The sequence below is a fragment of the Nocardioides deserti genome (assembly GCF_014266025.1).
In the GTDB taxonomy this organism is placed as follows: domain Bacteria; phylum Actinomycetota; class Actinomycetes; order Propionibacteriales; family Nocardioidaceae; genus Nocardioides; species Nocardioides deserti.
Window position 1 is genome coordinate 1 of sequence record NZ_JACMYC010000007.1, and the last position, 19,778, is coordinate 19,778.

The following is a 19,778-nucleotide window of genomic DNA, read 5'->3' on the forward strand; positions in this document are numbered from 1 at the left end:
CGCGTTGCTGGTCGGGCCGAGGCCGGGCCGCGCCACCAGCGCGGTCGCCACCCCGCCGCGCTCCGCGCCCGCGTCGTGGGCGACGAGCGCCCGGCCGCGGCGGTCGCCGCCCACCGTGCGGCCGCGGTCGTCCATGCCGCCGTTGTCCAGCGCCGGGTCGTGCACCACCCACAGCTGGTACGCCGCCCCGTCGAGCGACTCCAACCGGACCCGCACCCGCAGCGCGTCGCGGCGCGGGTCGGTCACGACGTCCTTGACCAGGCGGTACCGCCCGTCCTCGTCGGTGTTGACCTGTCGGAACCGCAGGCTCAGCTCGTCGGGCCTCGACGTCGCGTGCGTCATGTCCGTGCTCTCGCGATCGGTGAAGGTCCGACCGTCGGTGACGACGAGCTCGAGGTTGCGCACGCTCGGCGTCGACAGGTCCGGTGCGAACACCTCGCTCACCCGCCCGCGTTGCAAGGTGAACCAGACCCGGCTGCGACGCGTCCGAGCCGTCCCGAAGCCGGCCTTGTCGGCCTCGGTCCACGTGGACTTCTCGCCGCGGGCGGGCCGGTCGGGCGGTGGTGGCGCCGCCGGTGACGCGACGGGCACGGCGAGCGCGCCCAGCGCGACGGCCGCGGCGACGGGGAACGGCAGCAGGCGAGCGAGCACGGCGTACCTCCGAGAGGAGCGGAGCGAGGCTCGTCCCGTACCCCTGTGGCCTGTGTCACATCCGACTCGTGGGCCGTCCCGTTCTCCACAGCTCGCGACCGGCGCCGCTGTAGTCCGGCTCGGTCCGGCGGGCGCTGCCCTGCGCTGGGTTGCTCAGGCGGGGAGGGCGGCGGGCTCGGGGCGGGCGAGCTTGCGCAGCTGGCGACCGAGGTTGCGGCGGTTGGTCTCGGCGAGCCAGCCGTTTGGCAGCGAGAGCCGGACGACCTTGTGCCAGGCGCTGGCGACCTGCTGCGGCAGCGGGCGGGCGTTGTAGGAGAGGCCGTAGCGGTCGAAGATCTCCCGCATCCGCGGCGCGATCTCGCCGTACCGCCGGCTCGGCAGGTCCGGGAAGCAGTGGTGCTCGATCTGGTGGGACAGGTTGCCGGTCATCAGGTGCATCAGCTTCGAGCCGGAGATGTTGGCCGAGCCGAGCATCTGGCGCAGGTACCACTGCGCCCGGGTCTCGCTCTCGTCGAGCTCGGCCTCCTCGAAGGTCTCGACGCCCTCCGGGAAGTGGCCGCACATGATGACCGAGTGGCTCCACACGTTGCGGGCCAGCGTCGCGACCGCGTTGGCCGTGAGCGTCGCCTTCCAGCCCCGGCCGCTGAGGACCGGGTGGACGACGAAGTCCTTGGTGACCTGCTTGCGCACCTTGTGCAGCGCGGCCTTGACCTCCTCGCGCTTCTCCGGCGACATCTTGCGCTTCTCGCGCAGGTGCTCGCCGAAGTCGAGGTCGTACATCGCGATGCCGTACTCGAAGATGCAGGCGGTCACGAAGTTCCACGCCGGCTGGATCAGGTGCCGCGGGCGCCACTCCTGCGCCTCGTCGACGCGGAGGATGCCGTAGCCGAGGTCGTTGTCGCGGCCGAGGATGTTGGTGTAGCGGTGGTGCTCCTCGTTGTGCGCCCGCTTCCACTGCTCGGCCGGCGAGGCGTGGTCCCAGTCCCAGGTCGAGGAGTGGATCTTCGGGTCGCGCATCCAGTCCCACTGGCCGTGCAGGACGTTGTGGCCGATCTCCATGTTGTCCAGCGCCTTGGCGGTCGCCAGACCGACGGTGCCGACCAGCCAGGCCAGCTTGTTACGGCTGGCGGCGATGAGCACCACGCGGCTGCCGAGCTCGAGGGCGCGCTGGGCGCGGATGACCCGGCGGATGTACGCCGCGTCGACCTCGCCGCGGTCGTCGAGGACCTCCTGGCGGATCGCGTCTAGCTCGCGGCCGATCTCCTCGACCTGCGCCGCGGTCAACCCGCCCGGGTAGACCTTCTCGATCGCCTTGCCGCGGCTGTCTCCCGCGCTGTCTCCCGCGCTGGTGCCCGAGGGATCCGCCGAGGCCGGCGGGGCGGTCGTGAGGTCGTCCCGAGTCGCGGTCGTCATGGACATACGGTGCCCGATCGCGGGGGTAGCCACCCTCACCGGGTCGGGATTTGACCAACCGTCGCGTCGTGATGCTGAGCGTGCGCCGGGGCGCACGCTCAGCATCACGAGACGGGAGGCGTGGTGCTGCCGGGGTGGCGGACCGGGCCCTCGCGCTCGAGGCGCTCGCGCTGGGGGACGACGGTGTACTTGGGGTCCATGGCCGAGGCCTGGCCGGCCTCGAACACCCCGAACCGGGTGCACGCGGAGCCCACCATCAGCGCCGCCCCGGAGAGCACCGACAGCGCCCGGCTGCGGCGCGCACCGGCGAGGAGCGTCCCGGCCGCGCCGGCGACGGTGAGCGCCTTGGACGCCCGCATGAGTCGACCGGCCTTGCCCTCGTGCAGCGGCTCGGCGGTGATCCCCATCGTCTGCTCCATGCGGTGCTCCATCACCAGCTCGAACGCCGCACCGGCGACGGCGAGCCGGCGGGCGGGCCCGGCCTCGGCGACCGGAGCGGTGACCATCGCCATCCCGGAGGAGGCGGCCGCGGCGGAGCCGACGAAGACGAACGGCAGCTCGCGGTAGGCGGAGTGCCACGACGGCGTCGCGGTGTCGGAGAGCAGCACGGCGGTGTAGGAGGCGACCGCGGGCGCGACGACGGCGGCGAGCACGCCGGCCGGCCGGTCGGCGTACGGCAGGAGGTCCAGCGGACGATGCAGCAGGCGAGGCACCCACCGGCGCGGCACCATCCGGCCCACCTCGGCGGCGGTGGCCGCGCCGGCGAACGCGCCGTACGCGGACAGGATCCACGTGCCCATCGACATCGGCGAGGTGGGCTTGGCCACGCGCAGCATGTTGTAGAACCGGCTCGGCGTGCCGAGGTCGTGCACCAGCGCGACCATCGAGAAGCCGAGCGCGCCCATCGACACGAACCGCCCCGAGCGGCGCATCGCCGGTCGGCCGGTCAGGTCCGCGCCGGCGGCGAGGATCGAGGAGCCGGCGGCGAGCCCGCCGGCGAAGAGGTACGCCGGGATGTCGGCCTCCCACGGGGAGGGCTTGACGATCGGCCGGCCGTAGTAGGAGGTGAACTCCGCCTCCGGCACCATCGACCGGTCCCCGCCGCGCCGTCCGCCGCCGCGACGCCGGCCACGGCCACCCTCGCCGCTCCCCCGACGACCGCCGCGGGTGCCGACGGTCGCGGTCGTCTGGGAGCGCACGTCGATCGGACCGTCGCGGCCGACGGCGTTCGCCCCGTCGGCGCCGAGCGGGTCGCTGGCGGCGTTGACCTGGTCCTGGGTCCCGGCACCCTCGGTCCCGGCGCCCTCGATCCCAGCGCCCTCGGGGCCGGTGGAACGTCCGGTGGTCACGGGCGCCTCCCGAGGAACGCGACCGCCGCGCCGGCGAGCAGCGCTCCCGCGGCGGCCACGGCGTGCTTGTACATCGCCGGGAGGTCCTTGGTCGTCACGACCGGGTCCGGCGGGAAGCCGTAGACCTCCGGCTCGTCGAGCAGCAGGAAGAACGCGCCCGTGCCGCCGACGCCGTCGTTGGGGTCGTTGCCGTAGAGCCGGGCGTCCATGATCCCGGCCTCGTGCAGCTGCTCGACCCGCTTGTTCGCGCGCTCGCGGAGCTCCTCGACGTCACCGTACTGGATCGACTGGGTCGGGCAGGCCTGCGCGCACGCGGGCGTCTGGCCGGCGTCGAGCCGGTCGTAGCAGAGCGTGCACTTCTGCGCGATGCCGACGTTCTTGGCGCCGTCGGGTGCCTTGCGCCGCTCGATCACGCCGTAGGGGCACGCCGGCACGCAGTAGCCGCAGCCGTTGCAGATGTCGTCCTGCACGACGACGGTGCCGAACTCGGTGCGGAACAGCGAGCCGGTCGGGCACACGTCGAGGCAGGCCGCGTGCGTGCAGTGCTTGCAGACGTCGGAGGACATCAGCCAGCGGAAGTCCGGGCGGTCGTCGGCGCCGTTGGCCAGCTGCTCGGCCGCGCCGGTCGGCGGCACGGTCGGCATGCCGAGGTCGACGGTGCCGCGCAGCCCGGAGTCCTGGCCCTCGCCCTCGGTGACCAGCCGCTTGGGCTGCTCGATGAAGGCGACGTGGCGCCACTGGTTGGCGTTGAGCGAGTGGCTGTTGTCGTACGACGTCGCGGTCATGTCGAAGTGGTCCGCCGGGACGTCGTTCCACTCCTTGCACGCGACCTCGCACGCCTTGCACCCGATGCAGATGCTGGTGTCGGTGAAGAAACCCTTGCGCTTGGGGCGGTCCTCGTCGTAGCCGGCGTCGGCCGCGGGGTCCAGCGGCCCCCAGAAGGAGTTCTCGCTGATCGTCCAGCTCACTCGGCTCCTCCTCCCCCGCCGGTCGGGTCGCCCTCGTCGTCGCCCGCGGCGCCCGGGCCGGTGGTGACGATCGGGACGGTCCGGTCGCCGTGGACGCCCGACCGCTTCTGGTACGCCGTCACGAGGTCCAGCGCCGCACGGCCGGTCGGACGGCGACCGGGAAGGACGTCACAGGTGCCCACCTTGCTCTCCTGGATCAGGACGTTGGGGTCGAGCGAGATGCCCAGCAGGTCGTTGGCCGAGTCGCCGGTCACCAGGCCACCCGTGCCCCAGTGGTAGGGCAGCCACACCTGGTGGACGGTGCGCCCCTCGACCCGCAGCGGGGTCATCCGCTCGGTCACGAGCACCCGCGCCTCGACCGCCGCGCGGGCGGTCACCACGTGGCACCAGCCGCCGTTCTCCAGCCCGCGCTCGGCGGCCAGCTCGGGGCTGATCTCCACGAACATCTCCGGCTGGAGCTCGGCGAGCCGGGCGACGTACCGGCTCATCCCGCCGGCCGTGTGGTGCTCGGTCAGCCGGCTGGTGGTGAAGACGTAGGGGAAGACCTCGCTGCCGTCCTCGGGCGGGCTGGGGTTCATCCGGTTGTCCTGACGCGGGTACTCCTTGCGCGTCGGGTTGGCCTGCTGGCCGTAGATCGGGTTGCGGAACGGCGACTCGACCGGCTCGTAGTGCGTCGGCAGCGGACCGTCGATGAGGCCCTGCGGCACGAACAGGCCGCCCTTCCCGTCGCCCTGCATGATGAACGGGTCGTCGCCCGCGATGCCGGCGATGCCGTCCACGCCCTCGTCGGGTCGGTACGACGGCGGCTTGGTCACCTCGAAGTCCGGCACGTCGTGGCCGGTCCAGCGCTGCTGCTCCTCGTCCCACCAGACGTAGGCCTTGCGCTCGCTCCACGGGCGGCCCTCGGGGTCGGCCGACGCGCGGTTGTAGAGCGTGCGCCGGTTGGCCGGCCAGGTCCAGCCCCACTCGGCCGCGACCCAGTCCTGCTCGTTGCCGGGCTTGCGGCGGGCGGCCTGGTTGACGCCGTCCTTCATCACGCCGGTGTAGATCCAGCAGCCGCCCGCGGTCGAGCCGTCGGCGGCCATCTCGGTGAACGTCGCCAGCGGTCGCCCGGTGGCCACATCGAAGCCGTTGATCTCCTTGAGCACGGCCTCGGCGTCCGGGTCCTGGGTCTCCCCGAGCAGCGGGTAGTCCCAGGTGAGGTCCAGCAGCGGCCGGTCGCGCTCGTCGGTGGAGCCGGCGAGCCGCTCGCGGATCATCCGGCCGAGGTGGAAGAAGAACCACAGCTCGCTGCGGCAGTCACCGGACGGCTCGACGGCCTTCTCGCGCCACTGCAGCATCCGGTGGGTCTGGGTGAACGTGCCCTCCTTCTCCACGTGGGAGGCGGCCGGCATCAGGAAGACCTCGGTGCGGCACTCCTCGGGCACGATCTCGCCGGTCTCGACCTCCGGGGAGTCCTTCCAGAACGACGCGCTCTCGATCTCGAACAGGTCGCGCACGACCAGCCAGTCGAGGTTGGCCATGCCCAGGCGCTGCGCCTTGCCGTGCGCCGAGCCGACGGCGGGGTTCTGCCCGAGCAGGAAGTAGCCCTTCACCTTGCCGTCGATCATGTCGAGCACGGTGCGGTAGGTGCCGTGGTCGCCGGTGATGCGCGGCAGGTAGTCGAAGCAGTAGTCGTTGTCCGCGGTCGCGTGCTCGCCCCACCAGGCCTTGAGCATGCTGACGCTGTAGGCGTCGGCCTTGGACCAGAAGCCCTTCGCGCCGGGGTTGCGGGTCGCGTCGATCCACTGCTCCAGGCTCTGGTGATCCTCGGCGTTCGGCATCGGCAGGTAGCCGGGCAGCAGGTTGAACAGCGTCGGGATGTCGGTCGAGCCCTGGATGCTGGCGTGGCCGCGCAGCGCCATGATCCCGCCGCCGGGGCGGCCCATGTTGCCCAGCAGCAGCTGGAGGATCGCGCCGGTGCGGATGTACTGCACGCCGACGCTGTGCTGGGTCCAGCCGACGCTGTAGACCAGCGCGGTGGTGCGGTCGCGGGTGGAGTTCTGCGTCCAGGCCCGGCAGACCTCGAGGAACTGCTCCTCGCTCACGCCGCACGTGCTCGCCACCACCTCGGGGGTGTAGCGGGCGAAGTGCCGCTTGAGCACCTGATAGACGCAGTTGGGGTGCTGCAGCGTCTCGTCGCGCAGCACGTCGTCGTCGACGCTCATGCCGTGCGTCTCGTGCTGCATGCCGGACGCGGTCTCCCGCTGCGTCTCGTGGTCCTGGCGGTCCCCGCCGTCGTCCTCCTGGGTGGCGTACTGCCACGACGACGGGTCGTAGGTGCGCGTCTCGGGGTCGAACCCGGAGAACAACCCGTCGAGGTCGTCGGTGTCGGCGTAGTCGTCGCTGACGATCGTGGCGGCGTTGGTGTAAGCCACGACGTACTCGCGGAAGTCGAGCTCGTTGGTCAGGACGTAGTTGATGATCCCGCCGAGGAACGCGATGTCCGTCCCGACGCGCAGTGGCACGAACGTGTCCGCGAGCGCGCTGGTCCGCGTGAACCGCGGGTCGACGTGGATGACCTTCGCCCCGCGGGCCTTCGCCTCCATGACCCATTGGAAGCCCACCGGGTGGGCCTCGGCCATGTTGGAGCCCTGGATGACGATGCAGTCAGCGTTGGACAGGTCCTGCAGGAAGCCTGTGGCGCCGCCGCGCCCGAACGAGGTCCCCAGACCGGGGACCGTGGCGGAGTGTCATATTCGCGCCTGGTTCTCGATCTGGATGGCGCCCATGGCGGTGAAGAGCTTCTTGATGAGGTAGTTCTCCTCGTTGTCGAGGGTCGCCCCTCCGAGGCTCGCGATGCCCATCGTCCGCCGGACCTTCCGGTCCTGGTCGTCGAGGTCCTGCCAGGTGTCGTTGCGCGCCTTGACGACCCGGTCGGCGATCATCTCCATCGCGACGTCGAGGTCGAGGTCCTCCCACTCGGTGCCGTAGGGGCGGCGGTAGCGGACCTTGGTCTGGCGCAGCTCGCTGGTCACGAGGTTCTTGCTGGCCGCGCCCTTGGGGCACAGGCGGCCGCGGTTGACCGGGCTGTCGGGGTCGCCCTCGATCTGGATGACCTGCTCGTCCTTGACGAAGATCTTCTGCGCGCAGCCGACCGCGCAGTAAGGGCAGACGCTCTTGGCGACCCGGTCCGCGGTCTCGGTGCGGGCGGTGGTCGCGTCGGTCTGCTTCGACCGGGCGGCGACGCCGCGGCCGAGCACGTCGGACCCGAGGAGCTGCCGGAGCACCGGCCATCCCAGGTTCGTCTTCGCCACGTCCACCTCCCTCGGTGCCGCGACAGTACCCCCGCCCACCGACAACCAATCACCCCTTCGCCCCGGCATGTCGGAAACACTTGCCAACCCGGAAAGTGATCGGTTAACTTTCCAACATGGAAAGCAACCAGGATGCCGAGCTCCTCCGCGAGCTGGAGCGCGCCGAGGCCGCGCCGTACGTCGACTACCCGCCCACCCCGTGGTGGTACTACCCCGCCGCCGGCGCCTGGTTCGCCGGCATGACCGGCCTGCAGGGCCTGACCGACGTCAACCTCGCCGTCGCGATCGCCCTGCTCGTCGTGCTGCTGGTGGCGCTCGGCGCGTTCTCCGGCTGGTACGCCCGCTACCGCGGCGCCATGCCGTCGGTGCTGCGACGTGCCCCGCGCGGGATGGGCCGGATGTTCGCGATCTACTTCGTCGGCGTCGCGCTCGTCTTCGGCGCCGTCTGGTGGACCGGCACGGAGGCCGGCTGGGGCTGGGCCTCGGCGCTGATGTTCGTGCTGGCGACAACAGGGCTGTGGTTGCACGAGCAGTCGTACGCCGCGGCCGCGGCGCGCGTGCGGGAACGGCTCTCGTGACCAGCGGGCTCGAGGAGCTCGACCCGGTCATCCACGCGCCCAAGCGGCTCGCGGCGATGGCGGTGCTGTCCACGGCGACGTCGGTGACGTTCCCGTTCCTGCGCGAGCACCTGCAGGTCAGCGACTCCGACCTGTCCAAGCAGATGTCGGCGCTGGAGAAGGCCGGCTACGTCTCGGTCAGCAAGGACGGTCGCGGCCGTGGGGGCACGACGTCGTACCGCATCACTCGCGCGGGCCGCGCGGCGTACACCAAGCACCGCAAGGCGCTGACCGCGATCCTCGGCGGCTGACCCCCGTGGCCGATCCAGCGGCTAGCGCACCTGCACGGTCACGCCGTCGCGGGCGGGCACGAGCTCGCCGATGACGGGGTGGCCGGGCAGCTCGCCGGCGACGAGCAGGCCCCCGGAGGTCTGGGCGTCGGCGAGCAGGACCAGCTCGTCCTCGTCGACGCTCGCTTCGAGGAACGGGCGGACCCAGTCGAGGTTGCGGCGGCTGCCCCCGGGGACGAACCCGTCGCGCAGCGCCTCGCGCGCCCCCTCGACGTACGGCACCGCGCTCGCGTCGACCACCGCGGTCACCCCGCTCGCGCGCGCCATCTTGTGCAGGTGGCCGAGCAGGCCGAAGCCGGTCACGTCGGTGGCCGCCGTCAGTCCGGCGGCGACGGCCGCACGGGAGGCGTCGCGGTTGAGCGTCGTCATGACCGCGACCGCCTGCTCGAAGACCTCACCGGTCGACTTGTGCCGGTTGTTGAGCACGCCGAGACCGATCGGCTTGGTGAGCGTGAGGGGTACGCCGGGGCGCGCGGCGTCGTTGCGCAGCAGCCGGTCGGGGTGGGCGAGGCCGGTGACGGCGAGGCCGTACTTCGGCTCGGGGTCGTCGATGCTGTGCCCGCCCGCGAGGTGCGCGCCGGCCGCGCGGCACACGTCGGCGCCACCGCGCAGCACCTCGGCCGCGACCTCGAACGGGATCCTGTCGCGCGGCCACGCCAGCAGGTTGAGCGCCACCAGCGGCTCGCCGCCCATCGCGTAGACGTCGGACAGCGCGTTGGTCGCGGCGATCCGCCCGAAGTCGTAGGCGTCGTCGACGACCGGCGTGAAGAAGTCCGTCGTCGCGATGACCGCCCGCTCGCCGTCGATCCGCACCGCCGCCGCGTCGTCGCCGGAGTCGAGCCCGACGAGCAGGTCGCCGGTCGCGTCCTGGTCGGTCCGCCCGCTCGACAGGTCGCCCAGCACCCGCTCGAGCTCCCCCGGCGGCACCTTGCACGCACACCCGCCACCCGAGGCGAACTGCGTCAGCCGGATCCCTGCCGCCACCGAGGTCGTCATGCTCCGAACCTAGCCCGGGGTGGGGTGCGGGTGTGGGTGTGCAGGGGTCACCGGTTAACCGGTGACTCCTGCACATATCGGGGCAGATCTACCCCGATATGTGCAGGACTGCCCCGAGATGTCCGGGAGGTGGGGCCTAGGATCGCGGCGGAGGCGTTCCTCGTCTGGTGACGGGCGCGGTCCTCAAAACCGTAGTGGCCGAGCATCTCGGTCAGGCGGGTTCGATTCCCGTCCGCCTCCGCCAACTTCTCCCCGATCCGACTTCCTCCGCGCGAGTTCCGGCACTTCGGTGACGGGGCTCACGCCGGCGGTCTACTCTCAGCGGGCGCTGCTGCGTAGCAGCCTTGGATCGTCCTGGGAGGGACCCTTCTTCATGCAGATCAACCGCTTCGCCCGCCGCCTCGCCGTGGCCACCACGTCCGTCGCCGTCGCCGGCACCGCCCTCGTCGGCGCGACCGCCACCTCGGCGAACGCCGCCGAGGCGACCAACGCCTACACCTGCTCCATCCCCGGCGTCTTCACCGGCACCTTCGACATCACCGTCCTGGGTGGCCTGCCGGAGTCCTTCCTGGCCGGCGCCGCCGTCCCGGACGCCCTCGCGTCCAACCTCGCCGTCCAGGCGGTCGCCCAGATCGACCAGGCGACGTACGGCACGCTCGAGCTCTTCCAGATCAACGCCGCCAGCGCCGACGACTTCGCCTTCACGCTCGGCTCGGCATCGGTGCCGGCCCCGGTCACCGGCCCGATCACCGAGACCGAGACCGGCGGCGAGTGGAAGCCGAGCGGCACCGTCAAGGCCTTCACCACGCCGGGCGCCGGCACCTACGAGGTCTCGCTGCCCCAGTCGTTCACCCTGACCGGCAAGAACGGCGACACCAAGGTCGCCGACGTCCCGTGCACCCTCGCCGAGGGCGAGACCGCGGGCAGCCTCGGCTCGATCACGCTGACCAAGCAGGCCAGCACCGTCGCCGCGAAGAACGTGACCGTCAAGAAGGGCAAGAAGGCCACCGTCAAGGTGACCGTCGGCACCGACTCCGTCACGAAGTCCGGCAAGGTCGTCGCGACCAAGGGCAAGAAGAACCTCGGCTCCGCCAAGGTCAAGAACGGCAAGGCCACGCTGAAGCTCGCCAAGCTCCCCGTCGGCAAGCACAAGGTCGTCGTGAAGTTCACCGGCAACCAGAGCGTCAAGGGCTCGTCCAAGACGATCACCGTCACCGTCAAGAAGAAGTGACGCGAGCCCTCCGGGGCACCCCAGCACCACCACAGCACCACCGCAGCACCACGAACGCCCGGCCGGGTCCCCCGGCCGGGCGTTCGGCTTCCGCGGCACAGCAGCGGATCGCGGAAGCGGTCAGGCTCCACCGCCCGAGGTGTCCTGGAACAGGAACATCGCGCGCCCGCCCCAGACCCGGCCGTCCCGGGTCGGGCCGGACACCGTGGTGGCGGAGCCGGTGAAGCGGCCGGAGGGACCACCGCGGGCCCACCCGACGCGGACCAGGTCACCGGTCGCGGTGGCGACGTACACCTGGGAGCCGGCGAGGAACATCCCGCGCGTCTGGCGCAGGTCGAGCCCGGTGACACCGGTGCCGGCGACGTACCGCTGCGCCCCCACGACACCGCTCTCCGGCGTGAAGTACCGGTAGTAGAGGTTCGGGTCCCCGGTGAGGGTGAAGTAGACCCGGTTGTCGTCGAGGAACATCCCGGTCATGACGGCGATCTCGTCGTGCCAGGCGGCCAGCCGCACGATGAGGTCGGAGGTGTTCACCTGCTGCACGCCGCCGTAGGTCGAGCCGTTGAAGGTGCGCCGGGTGAACGACCCGTCGGACTGACCGAGGTAGAGCGACCCGTTGACCATGAAGGCACCGCGCACGGTCGACCAGTTGATGCGGCCGTCGGGCGGGTCCTGCACGGCACCGGCGACCGTGCCGTCGTAGCGCCACCGCAGCAGACCGGTCGGTGCCACGGCCGACCCGCCGACGTAGACGTCGTTGGGCAGCAGGGGCGTCCGGATGGCCGGCCGGGTCGCGCCGTCCTTGAGCAGGAGCGCGATCCGGCTGCGCAGCTGGCCGGCGATGCGGGTGGTGTCGGAGGCGACCCAGAGGCCGCGGTCGTCGAAGAGGAAGTCGAAGACGCCGACGCCCTTGTCGCGGCCGGGGTTCCAGCTGAGCGGCAGGCCGTTGACCGGGTCGAGCGCGGCGATGCCCTCGCGGGCGACGGCGCCGGGGCCGGCCCGGTCGCCGGCGAACGGGTTGTTGTGCCAGCGCTGGTGCCCGCCGACGTACACCGCCGCCGGCGTGACCTCCGCGCCGTACAACGTGTCGCCGCCGGTGTGGTTGACCCACGACGGGCGGGCGTCGGTGGACACCGTCCGGGTCTCGAAGCGGGCGGTCGTGTCGCAGGCGACCGTCGCCCCGCCGTAGGCACCGGTGGTGGTGACGACGAAGAACGAGTCGTCGTCGGAGAACGCGACGTCGCGCATGTAGGTGTCGAACGCCGACGAGCACGGCGTCAGGTAGTAGCCGGTGCGGAACGTGGCCGGCTGGGCGCTGGGCCCGGACGTGTCGAGCATGAGCAGCTGGTGGTTCTGCACGCCCTGGAGGGTGTCGAAGTTGCCGACGGCGACCAGGCGCGAGCCGTCGGCCGTGGTGTCGATCTTCAGCACCTGGGTGACCCCGCTGCCGCGGTGGGTGCCGGCGACGCGGAGGCCCATGTACGGCGAGAAGGCGCCGGTCTCCGGGTCGAGCGTCGCGAGCGCCGGCTGCGGCCGCCCGGCGACGTGGGTGAACGCGCCGGCCATCCACAGCCGGCCGCCGCGCAGCGCCAGGTCGCGGACGTTGCCGTTGACCGTGCCGGCGTTGAACGACGTCACGACCGAGCCGTCGGAGACGCGGATCCGCGCGACCCGCGCGCGGGTGGCGCCGCTGATGGTGGTGAAGCCGCCGCCGACGTACACGCTCGTGCCGTCGGCCGCGGGCAGCAGGGAGGTGACGTTCGTGCCCGGGCTGGGGTTGAACGCCGTGCGGATCTGGCCGGTGTCGGCATCGAGGGCGACCAGGCCGCGGCGGACGACCTCGGTGTTGCTGCCCTCGTTGCGGACGCGGGTGAACGTGCCGCCCAGGATGATCGTGCTGCCGACGCGGGTGACCGCGTTGACGCGGCCGTCGAGGACGTGGGGCGTGCCGGCGACGGGGGTCGTGCGCACCACGGTCCCGCCGGGGACGTCGGCGGTGGCGAGGTGGGAGGCGCCGAGGAGGCCGCACGCAAGGGACAGTGCGGCGCCGGCGGCGAGGATGCCACGCTTCATGGCGAACCTGCTTTCCGAGTGGGGGATCTGCCAGCGTGCGCTCGGCCGCGGGCCTCGCGATCCCCTCTCCGTCCGCGTCCCCGAAATCGGTTCATCGATATGGGGGAACGGCACCGGCGCGGGTCGTGCCCGGCTCTCGGGCATGCTGACTCCGTGCACAGCGACGACCCGAGACGACGGACGCCGCGCACCGACGCCGTCCTCGCCGACCCGCTCCTTGCCGAGCCTCGGACCCGGCTGGGCGAAGGGATCGTCAAGCGGGTGGTGGCCGACACGCTCGACCGGTGCCGCGCGGGCGAGGTGGCCCCGGAGGACGTGGCGGCGACGGCGTACGCCGCGCTGCCGACGTACGCCGTCTCGTTGCGGCGGGTCTTCAACGCCACGGGCGTCGTCGTCCACACCAACCTCGGTCGCGCGCCGCTCTCCGCGGCGGCCGTCGAGGCGCTGACCGTCGCGGCCGGCGCGACCGACGTCGAGCTCGACCTCGCGACCGGGCGTCGCGGGCGACGCGGCCGGGACACCGTCGCCGCCCTCGCCGCGGCCGTCCCGGACGCCGGCGGGGTGCACGTCGTCAACAACGGGGCGGCCGCCCTGGCGCTGGTCACCTGCGCGCTGGCCGCAGGCCGCGTCGTGGTGATCGCGCGCGGGGAGCTGGTGGAGATCGGCGACGGGTTCCGCATCCCCGAGCTGCTCGAGTCCGTCGGCGCGCGGCTGCGCGAGGTCGGCACGACCAACCGGGTGCGGCTGGCGGACTACGAGGCCGCGATCGACGACGACGTCGCGTTCGTGCTCAAGGTGCACCCCTCGAACTTCCTCGTCTCCGGCTTCACCTCCTCCGTCCCGGTCCGCGAGCTCGCGACGCTGCCGGTGCCGGTCGTCGCCGACATCGGGTCGGGGCTGCTCGCGCCGCACCCGCGGCTGCCGGACGAGCCGAGCGCGGCGGCTGCGTTGAAGGAGGGCGCTGACCTGGTGACCGCCTCGGGCGACAAGCTGCTCGGCGGCCCGCAGTGCGGGCTGCTGCTGGGGCGCGCGGAACTGGTGGAGTCGCTGCGGCGGCACCCGTTCGCCCGGGCGCTGCGTGTCGACAAGCTGACCCTGGCCGCGCTCGAGGCGACGCTGACCGGACCCGTGCCGCCGGTCGCCGCGGCGCTGGCCGCGGACCCGGTCGCCCTGCGGGCCCGGGCCGAGGCGCTGGCTGCGGCGATCGGCGAGGTGCCCGGCGGGGTCGCCGAGGCGGTCGACTCGACCGCGGCCGTCGGCGGCGGCGGCGCTCCCGGGGTCGACCTGCCCTCGGCGGCAGTCGCGCTGCCCGCTGCGCTGGCCGAGCCGCTGCGCCTCGACCCCGAGCTGCCGGTGGTCGGCCGGGTCGAGCGCGGCCGGCTGCTCCTCGACCTGGTCGCGGTCGACCCGGCCGACGACGCACGCGTCGCCGCCGTCGTACGCCGTGTGGCCGGCGCGGGGGCATGAGCGTGCACGTCGTCGCCACCGCCGGTCACGTCGACCACGGGAAGTCCACGCTCGTCCACGCCCTCACCGGCATGGAGCCCGACCGGCTCGCCGAGGAGCGCGCCCGCGGGCTGTCGATCCAGCTCGGCTACGCCTGGACCGAGCTGCCCACCGACACCGGCACCGAGCAGGTCGCGTTCGTCGACGTGCCGGGCCACGAACGGTTCGTCACCACCATGCTCGCCGGCATCGGGCCCGTCCCCGCGGCGCTGCTCGTCGTCGCCGCCGACGACCCGTGGATGCCCCAGGCCGCCGAGCACCTCGCCGCCCTCAGCGCGCTCGGCGTCGCGCACGGCGTCGTGGCGGTCACCCGCGCGGACCTGGCCGACCCCGCACTGATGGTCGATCGCGCGCGGGCCGAGGTCGACCGCACCTCGCTGGCCGGTGCGCCCGTGGTCCCGGTCAGCGCCCGCACCGGGGCCGGCCTCGACGAGCTGCGCGAGCACCTCGCGACCCTCGTCGCCCGCCTGCCGCAGCCCGACCCCGCCGCGGCCGTGCGGCTGTGGGTCGACCGCCGGTTCACGATCACCGGCGCCGGGACGGTGGTGACGGGCACGCTGCCGGCGGGGACGGTACGCCGCGGCGACGCGCTCGAGCTGTGGGCCGGGGGTCCGGCCGCGCCCGTCCGCGTGCGCGGCGTCCAGTCGCTCGGCGCCGGGGTCGACGCGGCCGCCGGGGTGGCCCGGGTGGCCCTCAACCTCACCGGTGACGACCTCGACCGGGTCGACCGCGACAGCGTGCTGGTGACGCCGGGCGCGTTCCACCCCGCGACGACGGTCGACGTCCGGGTGACCGGCGGAGGACGGATGCCGGAGCGGCCGGTGCTGCACGTCGGGGCCGCGTCGTTCGCGGTCCGGGCGCGACCGCTCGCCGGTGACGAGGGCGCGGCGGTGCGGCTCGCGCTGCCGCGGGCGGTGCCGGTGCGCGTCGGTGACCGGGCGCTGCTCCGCGACCCGGGGTCGCGCCGGGTCTGGGGCGTGCGCGTGCTCGACCCCGAGCCACCCCCGCTGGACCGGCGCGGGGCCGCCGCCGCCCGCGCCCGGGTGCTGGCGACCGTCGGCGACGAGCCGGACCTGGCCGGCGAGCTGGACCGCCGCGGCCTGGTCGCGGCCGCCCTCCTCGAGCGCCTCGGGGTCCCGACCACTCCCCTGCCCGACGACGCGGTCGACGCCGACGGCACCCTCGTCTCCGCGGCCCGGGTCGCCGCCCTCGCCCGCGAGGTCGCCGCGGCGGTCCGCGAGCACGACGCGGCCCACCCGCTCGACCGTGGCATCCCCACGGCTGCGCTCGCCGACCGGCTCGGCGTGCCGGCCGCGGTCGTCGCGGCGGTCGCCCCTCGCATGGACGGCGGGCGGGTCGAGCGCGGGCGGGTCGTCGTCGGGGACGCCGGACCGGCCCTGCCCGCAGACCTCGAGCGGGCGCTGGCCGAGCTCGCGACGGATCTCGCGGACCAGCCGTTCGCGGCGCCCCCCGCCGACCGGCTCGCCGCCCTCGGCCTCGACCCACGGCGTACCGCTGCCGCCGCCAAGGCCGGCCGCCTCCTCCGCCTCGCACCGGCGGTCGTGCTGCTGCCCGGCGCGGACGCCCTCGCGGTCGAGCGGCTGCGCGGGCTGCCGCAGCCGTTCACCACCAGCGAGGCCCGGCAGGCGCTCGGCACGTCGCGCCGGGTCGTGCTCCCGCTGCTCGAGCACCTCGACCGCGCCGGCCGCACCCGCCGGCTCCCCGACGACCGTCGGCAGGTCGCCGACCGCTGAGGGCGTGCCCCGGGGCGGCCTCAGTCCTCCAGCAGCGCCCGCACGTCGTCGGCGGTGACCGCGGCCGACATGGCCCCGTCGCCGTCGACGACCTGGGCGAAGAGCGCGGCCTTGCGGGCCTTGAGCTCCATCACCTTCTCCTCGATGGTGTCGGTGGCGACCAGGCGGTAGACGGTGACGGGCGAGTGCTGCCCGATCCGGTGGGCGCGGTCGACGGCCTGGGCCTCGGTGGCGGGGTTCCACCACGGGTCGAGGACGAAGACGTAGGTCGCCTCGGTCAGCGTCAGCCCGACGCCACCGGCCTTGAGGCTGATGAGGAACGCGGAGGCGTCGCCGTTGCGGAACCCCTCGATCGCCGCGTCCCGGTCCCGCGTGCGGCCGTCGAGGTAGGAGTAGGACAGCCCTTCGACGTCGAGCCGCTCGCGGACCCGCGCGAGGAAGCCGGTGAACTGGCTGAACACCAGCGCCCGGTGGCCCTCCTCGGCCAGCTCGCGCAGGTGGTCGGCGAGCAGGTCGATCTTGGCCGAGCCGACCGCGTCGAGCTCCGGGTCGACGAGGTACGGGTCGAGGCTGAGCTGGCGGAGCTTGGTCAGCGAGCTGAAGATCGCGACCCGGTTGGCGGCGAAGTCCTCCTGGATCAGGCCGAGGATGTGCTGGCGCTCGCGCTGCAGGTGCGCGTCGTACACCTTGCGGTGCTTGGCTCCCAGCGCCACGTCGAGCACCTGCTCCTGCTTGGGCGGCAGGTCGGCGGCGACCAGCTCCTTGGTGCGGCGCAGCAGGAACGGTCGGATCCGGGTCCGGAAGCGGCGCAGCGCGGCCTCGTCGCCCTGCTTCTCCACCGGCTTGGCGACGATCTCGCCGAACTTCTTCGGGTGCGGGTAGAGCCCCGGGGCGACGATCGAGAGCAGCGACCACAGCTCCATCAGCCGGTTCTCGAACGGCGTGCCCGTCAGCGCCAGGCGGAACGGCGCGTCGATGAGCCGCACGGCCTGGTAGGTCTTGCCCTGGTGGTTCTTGACCTGCTGCGCCTCGTCGAGCACCAGCCCGCCCCACGGCATCGCGGCGTAGTCGTCGGACTCCAGGCGGAGCAGCGTGTACGTCGTCACGACGACGTCCGCACCGGCGATGACGTCCTTGAGCTCCTCGCCGCGGCGACGCCGGCCGGCCGTCACCGCCCGGACGTCCAGCCCGGGGGCGTGGGTCGCGGCCTCGCGGACCCAGCCCGGCACGACGCTCGTGGGCGCGACCACGAGGAACGGCCCCGCACCCTGGGAGCGGGCGTGGCTGATCAGCGCGAGGGTCTGCAGCGTCTTGCCGAGGCCCATGTCGTCGGCGAGGATCCCGCCGAGCCCGGCGTCGTGGAGGAAGGCCAGCCAGCGGAACCCCTGGAGCTGGTACTCCCGCAGCGTGCTCACCATGCCCGGCGGGTCCACCTCGGGCAGGGTGGTGAGCCCGCGCAGCGCCCGCGCCGCCTCGACCCACTGGCGGGCCTGCTCGTCGACGACGCCGATCTCCGCCAGCTCGCCCCACGTGCCGAGGTCGCCGGCGCCGACCCCGATCGAGTCGGGGTCCTGCTGCCCGGACAGCTCCTCGGCCGCCCGCACCGCCTCGGCGAGGCGGGTGAGAGCGGGGTGGGCCGTCGGCAGGTGCCGGCCGCTGGGGAGGAACACCATCTCCTCGTCGTGGCGCAGCGCCTCGGTGATCGCCTCGATGAGCGAGGACAGCGGCACCTGCTCGCCGTCGACGTCGATGACCACCCGGAGGTTCAGCCAGTCGACCCGGCCCTCGCCGGACTGGTCGTCGAGCTCGAACCGGATCTCCGGCTCGCCCTCGACGGCGCGGTGGTCGGGCTGGATGCCGACGTCCTCGACCTCGACGAGCGGGTCCTCGCGCAGGTCGGGCAGCACCTCGCCGACGAGGGTCAGCAGCCGGCTTCCGCGCAGCAGCTGGCTCGCGACCAGCGCGCCGTCCTCGCCGCGGAGCAGCTCGTCTCCGGTCGCGCCGAGGTCCAGCCGGTCGAGGTGGGCGCGCTCGCGGTCGTGGCGCCGCGCCGCCCTCGACGTCGCGCCCGCGTCGAGCGGCGCACGGACCTCGTGATCACCCGTGCGGTAGGACCAGCCCCAGGTGACCTCGGCCGTGCCGGGGCCCTTCCAGGCGATGGTGAGCACCAGGACCGGCGGCTGCTCCTCGGGCACCGGCACCGAGCCGTCGCGCGAGGCGACCGGCAGGTGGCGGCGCAACCGCGGCAGGTGGGTGCTGACGAAGAGCTCGCCCTGGTCGGCGGGGATGCGCAGCGGGTCGGGGTTCTCGACCAGGCGCCGCACCGGCTCGGGGACCAGCCGGTCCAGCGGCGCCAGGACCAGCGTCCCGGCGGCTTCGTCGAGCAGGCCGACGCCGTGGCCGCGCTGGCCGACCACGAGCAGCTCGTCACCGGTCCAGAAGCGCTCGTCGTGCCACACGCCGACCACGAGCCGCGCGGCGCCGGTGTCGGCGTCGTCAGGCCCGTCAGCCCGGAGCTCGGCACTGAGCGAGAGCGGTCGCGGGGCGAGGGTCACCGAGGTCAGGCCGCCCCCGCCGCGGAGCTGCACGCCCGCGGCGCGGGCCCGCTCGAGCATCGCCCAGAGACCGGGCCCGAAGTCGTCGAGCGGTGACTCGCCCGAGCCGTAGTAGTACGGCGAGCGCCGGGCGCCGGCCAGCTCGAGCAGCGGGGCGAGCTGGTCGGGGTCGTGGGTGCGGGAGTACGACACGCGGGTCAGCTCGTCCCACCCGACCCCGCGTTTGACCCACTTGCCCCGCGCGCCGGCCCCGAGGGGCCGCATCCGCAGCGAGGGCCGGCTCGCCCGGACCTGCCAGGACGGGGCGCGTCGGTGCGCGGAGGAGTCACGTCGCTGGTCGGGCCGGTCGAGCGAGAGCTCGAGCGCGAGGGCCTGGGTGCGCCCGTCGGCCGGGCCGGCGTCGAGCTCGTCGAGCACCCGGCCGAGGCGCTCGGTCCACGCCGGGCCCCCGCCGGCCTGCTCGGCCTGCGCTGCCTTCTGCCGGCTGACGGTCAGCGCCAGCGCGGCGCCGTGCTTGCAGCCCACCCCGACGGGGCAGGTGCAGTCGCTGTAGAGCTCCCACCGGTTCGGGGTCCGCACCGCGCACAGCTCGACCTCGTAGGGCTGCGGCGACGAGCCCTCCACGGTCGCGGCCAGCACGACCTCGTCCACGTCGGCGCCGACCAGCCGGATGTCGTCGACGAAGCGGCCGACGTACTCCTGCGCCCGGTCGAGCGTGCCGGCGTCGAAGGAGCGCTGCACCATCGACTCGTCCAGGTCCGGCAGTGGCGACTGGGACACGGCCCCTCCTGTCTCGTCGTCCATCGGTCTCGTCCGCGACGATCATCCCCCGCGCCGCCGACATCGACGCGGCCGGCCGGGCGCGGCTGTGGATGACCCTGCGGCGGGCGTCGCTTGGGTGCAACAAGCGGCCACGGCCGCCGTGTTCCCTGCGCAGCCGGGACCGGACGGCGAGGGCGGGACGAAGGAGTCCGGGAACACGGACGCCCGCCCTCCAGGGGGGACCGAGGGCGGGCGACCGTGTGCGCTCCTGGTGGATCGCTGCCCGGCCCCACAGGGGGACCGAGGCCGGGCCGCGC

Annotated in this window: 13 protein-coding genes and 1 tRNA gene; 6 read left to right on the plus strand and 8 right to left on the minus strand. The window is 73.5% G+C overall.

Annotated features, from left to right (window positions below; genetic code table 11):
• The 5 genes from H7344_RS13000 to fdh all read right to left on the minus strand — a co-directional run.
• Positions 1-651: hypothetical protein (locus tag H7344_RS13000; RefSeq protein WP_222130635.1), on the minus strand; the 651-nt coding region annotated here is incomplete at its 3' end.
• A gap of 153 nt (positions 652-804) precedes the next feature.
• Positions 805-2,064, minus strand: a complete 1,260-nt coding sequence (locus H7344_RS13005) for a fatty acid desaturase family protein (RefSeq protein ID WP_186346446.1) — start codon at positions 2,062-2,064, stop codon at positions 805-807.
• 104 nt (positions 2,065-2,168) lie between these two features.
• On the minus strand, positions 2,169-3,413 hold the full coding sequence (gene nrfD / locus H7344_RS13010) for an NrfD/PsrC family molybdoenzyme membrane anchor subunit (RefSeq protein WP_222130636.1): 1,245 nt from the start codon (positions 3,411-3,413) through the stop codon (positions 2,169-2,171).
• Entirely contained in the window at positions 3,410-4,381 is a 972-nt protein-coding gene (locus H7344_RS13015; protein WP_229706929.1) for a 4Fe-4S dicluster domain-containing protein, read from the minus strand. The genes nrfD and H7344_RS13015 overlap by 4 nt, the downstream gene beginning before the upstream one ends.
• Positions 4,378-7,683: a formate dehydrogenase gene (gene fdh / locus H7344_RS13020; protein WP_268238529.1), complete on the minus strand. Its 3,306-nt coding sequence runs from the start codon at positions 7,681-7,683 to the stop codon at positions 4,378-4,380. Before fdh ends, H7344_RS13015 begins: the two co-directional genes overlap by 4 nt.
• A gap of 110 nt (positions 7,684-7,793) precedes the next feature.
• Between fdh and H7344_RS13025 the strand changes: the two genes are divergently transcribed.
• The gene (locus H7344_RS13025; RefSeq protein WP_186346448.1) at positions 7,794-8,255 is read left to right on the plus strand and encodes a hypothetical protein; all 462 of its coding nucleotides are present in this window, start codon (positions 7,794-7,796) and stop codon (positions 8,253-8,255) included.
• On the plus strand, positions 8,252-8,545 hold the full coding sequence (locus H7344_RS13030) for a winged helix-turn-helix domain-containing protein (protein WP_229706931.1): 294 nt from the start codon (positions 8,252-8,254) through the stop codon (positions 8,543-8,545). The genes H7344_RS13025 and H7344_RS13030 overlap by 4 nt, the downstream gene beginning before the upstream one ends.
• A gap of 21 nt (positions 8,546-8,566) precedes the next feature.
• Here the strand turns inward: H7344_RS13030 and selD are convergent, their stop codons facing one another.
• A complete protein-coding gene (gene selD / locus H7344_RS13035; protein WP_186346449.1) occupies positions 8,567-9,580 on the minus strand; it encodes a selenide, water dikinase SelD in 1,014 nt (337 codons plus the stop codon).
• 149 nt (positions 9,581-9,729) lie between these two features.
• On the opposite strand from selD, the gene H7344_RS13040 reads away from it, so the two are divergent.
• Together H7344_RS13040 and H7344_RS13045 are read left to right on the plus strand one after the other, a co-directional pair.
• A tRNA-Sec gene (locus H7344_RS13040) sits at positions 9,730-9,824 on the plus strand.
• Between the two features lie 129 nt (positions 9,825-9,953).
• Positions 9,954-10,811, plus strand: a complete 858-nt coding sequence (locus H7344_RS13045; RefSeq protein ID WP_186346450.1) for an Ig-like domain repeat protein — start codon at positions 9,954-9,956, stop codon at positions 10,809-10,811.
• 120 nt (positions 10,812-10,931) lie between these two features.
• Here H7344_RS13045 and H7344_RS13050 read toward each other — a convergent pair whose 3' ends face one another.
• A complete protein-coding gene (locus H7344_RS13050) occupies positions 10,932-12,884 on the minus strand; it encodes a hypothetical protein (protein WP_186346451.1) in 1,953 nt (650 codons plus the stop codon).
• Positions 12,885-13,037: 153 nt separating this feature from the next.
• On the opposite strand from H7344_RS13050, the gene selA reads away from it, so the two are divergent.
• On the plus strand, positions 13,038-14,351 hold the full coding sequence (selA, locus tag H7344_RS13055) for an L-seryl-tRNA(Sec) selenium transferase (RefSeq protein ID WP_229706932.1): 1,314 nt from the start codon (positions 13,038-13,040) through the stop codon (positions 14,349-14,351).
• Positions 14,348-16,144 (plus strand): SelB domain-containing protein, encoded by a 1,797-nt coding sequence (locus H7344_RS13060; protein WP_222130639.1) that lies wholly within the window; start codon positions 14,348-14,350, stop codon positions 16,142-16,144. The genes selA and H7344_RS13060 overlap by 4 nt, the downstream gene beginning before the upstream one ends.
• Positions 16,145-16,164: 20 nt before the next feature.
• On the opposite strand, the gene H7344_RS21225 is transcribed toward H7344_RS13060, so the two are convergent.
• Complete coding sequence (locus tag H7344_RS21225; protein ID WP_186346453.1) at positions 16,165-19,479, minus strand: DEAD/DEAH box helicase; 3,315 nt, start codon at positions 19,477-19,479, stop codon at positions 16,165-16,167.
• Positions 19,480-19,778: the final 299 nt, after the last annotated feature.

Bases quoted from the DNA above. Each gene is read 5' to 3' on its own strand.
- selD (WP_186346449.1), bottom strand. From the start codon at position 9,580: ATGACGACCTCGGTGGCGGCAGGGATCCGGCTGACGCAGTTCGCCTCG.
- H7344_RS13060 (WP_222130639.1), top strand. From the start codon at position 14,348: ATGAGCGTGCACGTCGTCGCCACCGCCGGTCACGTCGACCACGGGAAG.
- H7344_RS13045 (WP_186346450.1), top strand. From the start codon at position 9,954: ATGCAGATCAACCGCTTCGCCCGCCGCCTCGCCGTGGCCACCACGTCC.
- H7344_RS13025 (WP_186346448.1), top strand. From the start codon at position 7,794: ATGGAAAGCAACCAGGATGCCGAGCTCCTCCGCGAGCTGGAGCGCGCC.
- H7344_RS13050 (WP_186346451.1), bottom strand. From the start codon at position 12,884: ATGAAGCGTGGCATCCTCGCCGCCGGCGCCGCACTGTCCCTTGCGTGC.
- H7344_RS13005 (WP_186346446.1), bottom strand. From the start codon at position 2,064: ATGACGACCGCGACTCGGGACGACCTCACGACCGCCCCGCCGGCCTCG.